The following is a 1,635-nucleotide window of genomic DNA, read 5'->3' as shown; positions in this document are numbered from 1 at the left end:
GTCGGGCCCGGGTGCGCCCGGCGCCCCGGCCGGTGGCTACCTGCCGACGCAGATGGCGCCGAGCATCGGCTCCTCCGTCCCGCGTCCGCCCGGCCCGCCGGGCCCGCCCGGTGTCCCCGGCACCCCGCCTCCCGGCATGCCCCCTCCCGGCACCCCGCCGGGCGGTGTGCACCAGGCGGCCACGATGTTCGCGGACCCGAGCCAGGGCGGCCAGAGCCTCCCCGGCGGCCCTCCCCCGGGCCCGCACGGCGCCCCGGCGGCCCCCGGCGCCCCCGGTACGCCGCCCGGTGGTGTCCACCACGCCGCGACCATGCTGGCGGGACCGGGCCGGACGGGCGGTGGTTCCGTACCGCCGCAGTCGGCCCCCCGGCCGCCCGGTCCGCCCGCCGCCCCCGGCATGCCGCCGGGCCCGCCGCCCGGCGTTCCCGGTGGCCCCGGCCCCGTACCCCCGCCGTACGGCTACCCGCCACCGCCGTCAGGGCTGCCGACCGTCGGCCCCGGCTACCAGGCCGTGCTGCGCTACCGCGCGCCCGACGGTTCCGAGGCGCAGATCATCCGGCGCTCCGCGCCCGGCACCCCGCACCCCGAGTGGCAGATCCTGCACGAGCTGCGCGGGATGAACGTGCCGCCGCAGCAGGTGCTCGAACTCCACACGGAGCTGGAGTCGTGCGAGCTGCCCGGCGGCTACTGCGCGCGGATGATCCGGGAGACCTGGCCGCAGGTGCGGATCACCAGCGTCGCTCCGTACGGTCAGGACCACGCCAGCAGGCAGCAGGGCATGCAGCATCTCCTCACCCATCAGGGCGAGTTGCACCAGGTCGCCGACGGTCCCGCGCGCCCCGCGCCGCTCCGGGCGCCGCTGCCGCAGGTGGCGCCCGCGCCGCCGGTGCCGCCCGAGGGGATCGCGCAGGAACTGGCGGCGGCGTTCGGCCCGCAGGGCATCTGCCGGTTCGACCAGCGCGCCGTGTCCCGGCAGGGCGTGCCCGAGCTGGTGGCGCGCACCCTGGTGTGGGCGGGGCTGCCGGCCGACTTCGGGCCGTTCTTCTGGGCGCAGCCCCCGCAGCCGGTGGTGCCGACGCTGGCCGAACTGGCCGCGCAGCGGCAGGTGCAGCCGGCCTCGGACGCGGGCTCGTACCTCGTGATGGGCAGCGACTTCGGGCGGGCGCTCTGCGTCCAGTACGGTACGGCGCACATCATGGCCGTACCGGTGGAGGCGGGCCCCGGCGGGCAGCCGGTGCCGCCGCAGTTCGTGAACACCGGACTGCCGGAGTTCACGCGCTCGATGGCGCTGCTGGGACGGATGTGGCGGCTGCGCTACGGACTGACCCCGGAGCAGGCGGGCCGCTGGACCGTCGACTTCCAGGCGCAGTTGGCGGCGCTGGACCCGGCGGCCCTGTCGTCGCCGGAGACGTGGTGGTCGGTGTTGCTGGAGCAGATGTGGGACGGATTGCTGTGACGATTCGTTAGTACACACGCGTCGGTACGGATGACCGAGGCGCCCACCCCACCGCGGTGGGCGCCTCGCTGTACCCCACCCTGGCGTGTGTCAAAGTGGCTTTGCCCAGAAGGGTTGTGTCTTATAAACAAAAGAAGCAGCCCACGACATAGGTCGTGTAGATAGAGGTGGTCGCCGGA

At 75.4% G+C, this 1,635-nt stretch carries 1 protein-coding gene; it reads left to right on the top strand.

All coding sequences use genetic code 11. The features are described 5' to 3' along the window. Window positions 1-1,456, top strand: a 1,456-nt coding sequence (locus tag ACFXPL_RS32435; protein ID WP_384926375.1) for an SUKH-4 family immunity protein, incomplete at its 5' end; no start/stop codon positions are given. Between the last annotated feature and the right edge of the window lie 179 nt (window positions 1,457-1,635).

The organism is Streptomyces sp. NPDC059092, assembly GCF_042756365.1.
Taxonomy (GTDB): Bacteria; Actinomycetota; Actinomycetes; order Streptomycetales; family Streptomycetaceae; genus Streptomyces.
Note: the sequence above shows the minus strand (reverse complement) of the source record. Positions and strands in the feature narration are given on the sequence as shown.